This window comes from Ruminococcus sp. MCC718, from assembly GCF_018783905.1.
In the GTDB taxonomy this organism is placed as follows: domain Bacteria; phylum Bacillota; class Clostridia; order Lachnospirales; family Lachnospiraceae; genus Hominisplanchenecus; species Hominisplanchenecus faecis.
In genome coordinates this window covers 1-3225 of sequence record NZ_WQNP01000073.1, presented here as the reverse complement: position 1 = coordinate 3225, position 3225 = coordinate 1, and the positions used below count along the sequence as shown (strand labels likewise).

General features: G+C 43.1%; 4 protein-coding genes. All 4 read right to left on the bottom strand.

Features of this window, described 5'->3' with window-relative positions; translation table 11 throughout:
• Positions 1-113: 113 nt before the first annotated feature.
• The 4 genes from ung to GPK60_RS07820 all read right to left on the bottom strand — a co-directional run bounded on the left by ung (position 114) and on the right by GPK60_RS07820 (position 2971).
• On the bottom strand, positions 114-812 hold the full coding sequence (ung, locus tag GPK60_RS07835; protein WP_173866855.1) for a uracil-DNA glycosylase: 699 nt from the start codon (positions 810-812) through the stop codon (positions 114-116).
• Between the two features lie 56 nt (positions 813-868).
• The gene (gene hisF, locus GPK60_RS07830) at positions 869-1630 is read right to left on the bottom strand and encodes an imidazole glycerol phosphate synthase subunit HisF (RefSeq protein WP_147632551.1); all 762 of its coding nucleotides are present in this window, start codon (positions 1628-1630) and stop codon (positions 869-871) included.
• A gap of 1 nt (position 1631) precedes the next feature.
• Positions 1632-2252 (bottom strand): imidazole glycerol phosphate synthase subunit HisH, encoded by a 621-nt coding sequence (gene hisH, locus GPK60_RS07825; RefSeq protein ID WP_215659224.1) that lies wholly within the window; start codon positions 2250-2252, stop codon positions 1632-1634.
• Positions 2253-2416: 164 nt separating this feature from the next.
• Complete coding sequence (locus GPK60_RS07820; protein WP_147632549.1) at positions 2417-2971, bottom strand: hypothetical protein; 555 nt, start codon at positions 2969-2971, stop codon at positions 2417-2419.
• Positions 2972-3225: the final 254 nt, after the last annotated feature.

Genomic DNA, 3225 nt, shown 5'->3' with positions numbered 1-3225 from the left:
TAGATTTCCAGGTTCCCATGCCATGAGTATACTATAATTTCTGATTTTTGGCTACCTTAACCCACCGTCTAAAGCCAGTGAGATTGCGGTAGCCTTATTTCAAACGATTCTGCTTATTCTTCTGTCTTCTGCTCCGCACGGTTCTCGATTTGCCAGTCGATTGGCTCCAGACCGTTTGCTTTTAAAAATTCATTTGTCTGGCTGAAATGTTTGCAGCCAAAAAATCCGCGATATGCTGAAAGCGGACTTGGATGCGGTGCTTCCAGGATCAGATGCTTCGGATTTCTGTGCAGCATGGATTTTTTCATCTGAGCCGGTCTGCCCCACAGCAGAAATACCATTGGACGATCCTGCTGATCCAGGATGCGGATTGCTGCATCGGTAAATTCTTCCCATCCAATCCCCCTGTGGGAATTTGCCTGATGTGCACGCACGGTCAGAACCGTGTTCAGCAGCAATACGCCCTGTTTCGCCCATTTCGTCAGATACCCATTATCCGGGATATAACAGCCACAGTCATCGTGCAGTTCTTTATAAATATTTACAAGAGACGGCGGTATCTCTACATCTGGTTTCACCGAAAAACAAAGTCCATGTGCCTGTCCATCCCCATGGTAAGGATCCTGCCCTAAAATTACAACTTTGACATCCTTAAGTGGTGTTAAGGCAAATGCATTAAAAATATCATCTGCCGGAGGATAAATTCTTCTCGTATGATATTCATCCATCACTGTTTTATATAATTTTGCATAATATGGCTTACGGAACTCCGGTTTCAGCGGTTCCAGCCAGTCATTACTGATCGGTGCCATAATTTTGCCTCCTTATCCTAGCATTTTACTGCTATATTTTTCTGATGATACTTCTCTTACAGTCTTACCGGTACCTTCCGATCTCGCAGATATTCTTTTACCTGACGGATTTCCAGCTCCTTATAATGGAAGAGAGACGCTGCAAGAGCTGCATCTGCTTTTCCTTCCGTTAGTGCATCATAAAAATGCTCCATCGTGCCGGCTCCTCCGGACGCAATCACCGGTATGGAAACATTTTCTGCAATTGTTCTGGTCAGTTCCAGATCGTAACCTGCTTTTGTTCCATCGCAGTCCATACTAGTCAGAAGAATTTCTCCTGCACCCAATTTATCCACTTTCATTGCCCATTCTACCGCATCGATACCGACATCGATCCTGCCTCCGTTTTTGTAGATATTCCAACCACTTCCGTCTTCTCTTCTTCTTGCATCAATCGCTACAACCACACACTGGCTGCCAAATTTATCTGCCGCCTGACTGATCAGCTCCGGTGTATTGATCGCCGAAGAATTGATGGAAATCTTGTCTGCCCCTTCACGCAGAAGCACCTTAAAATCTTCTACGGTTCGGATGCCTCCGCCGACGGTAAATGGAATAAATACTTTCTCAGCTACTTTTCGTACCATATCAACAACCGTATTTCTGGCATCCGAAGAGGCTGTGATATCCAGAAATACCAGTTCATCGGCTCCGGCCTTATCATAAGCTGCCGCAATCTCCACCGGATCCCCGGCATCCCGCAGATTCACAAAATTCACACCTTTTACCACGCGGCCGTTATGAACATCCAGACATGGAATGATTCTTTTCGTAAACATATCAGTTTTCCTCCTTTCCGATCGCTGCAAAATTCCGCAGGATCTGCTGTCCGACATCACTGCTCTTCTCCGGATGGAACTGACATGCAAAAATATTTCCCTTTTCTACCGATGCATGGATCGTGGTGCTGTACCAGGTAGTCGCCTTTACGATCTCCGGCTCCTCTGCTTTCAGATAATAAGAGTGCACGAAATAGACATACGGATCTGCCGGAAGATTCTGAAACAGTCTGCCCTGATTGATAAGCTCCAGAGAATTCCATCCCATATGCGGAATCTTCAGCCCTTCATGATCTGGGATTCTCAAAATTTCGCCTTTTAAAATACCAAGTCCCTCTACACCAGGTGTTTCTTCACTTCTCTCAAACAGAAGCTGCAATCCAAGACAGATACCAAGAAATGGCTTTCCGCTTTCGGTTACTTCTTTTATCACTTCGTCCAGTTTATAGTCTCTGAGCTTCTGCATGGCATCACCAAATGATCCTACGCCCGGAAGGATCACTTTATCTGCTCTCAGTATCTCTTCCCTGTCTCTGGAAACGATCGTATCTTCACCAATACTCTGCAAAGCTTTTTCCACACTTTTCAGGTTACCGGCATCGTAATCAATAATCGCTATCATCGCTTCTTATCACCTCTCAAATTCAAGAATACCTCTGCAATCTGCCGGAGGATATATATTTATACTTATCATATGATATAAGTGTTACAAGTAAATTCTGTCACTCATTGCTACGCAATTCTCTCCCACATCATCATATCATATTTGCAAAATCCTGTCGATGATTATCTGACATCTGCTCCATCCTCAAGCAAAAGCTTTACTGCATTTTCTTTTACTGCCGTTGTTCGATCCTTGATTTCCGGAGTCAGTTGTGCAAATTTCTCATGAATACGGTACATATGACATTTCTGATTAAAATATACAATCTTCTCAAAAGCAAAACGGATCACCGTCGGATATTCAAAACCAACACCAAGCTCCAAAACACATACCTTTTTATTTACGGTTCCCTGGAGCCACTTCGTATATTTCTCCCACTGCGGCATATACCAGGACTCATCGTAGTCATCGTTTGTCACCACATTGCCGGTCTTGTCGCTGCCGCATGGTGCTACGATACGTTCCGAATCGATTGCTGATTCAAAAATCAGATCATCCGTGTTTACCGTCAGTAAAAAATAATTTTTTCCTTTTAAAAGATCCGCCAGTTTCCGGTAAGCTTCCATGATCTCTTCTTTCCTGGCATTTTTTTTACTGAATTCTGTTCCGATTCCCACCAATACCAGATCTGCCTCCTGTGCGGATTTCTGAATTTCCTGTCTTATTTCTTCTGCCATGTTTTTCCCTTTCTGTCATTTACATTCTAAATTTGTCAAATATCTTGTCTGTAAACTGTAATATATATCATAACACAATTTCTATGTTGTGCCCATGCCTTATCTTGCAACTAAGATAAGACTTTAAATAAAAAAACCGTAAATAACCATTTCTGATTATTTACGGAACCTGTTCATGTGCCTTCAAAACCGCATACAGACCATAAATCCTACATCTTTTTCTTCTATCCTGAACCTCACACTCTCGTGCTTGG

Coding starts and splice junctions, on each gene's coding strand:
- ung (WP_173866855.1), bottom strand. CDS start 812: ATGGCACCGATCAGTAATGACTGGCTGGAACCGCTGAAACCGGAGTTC.
- hisF (WP_147632551.1), bottom strand. CDS start 1,630: ATGTTTACGAAAAGAATCATTCCATGTCTGGATGTTCATAACGGCCGC.
- hisH (WP_215659224.1), bottom strand. CDS start 2,252: ATGATAGCGATTATTGATTACGATGCCGGTAACCTGAAAAGTGTGGAA.
- GPK60_RS07820 (WP_147632549.1), bottom strand. CDS start 2,971: ATGGCAGAAGAAATAAGACAGGAAATTCAGAAATCCGCACAGGAGGCA.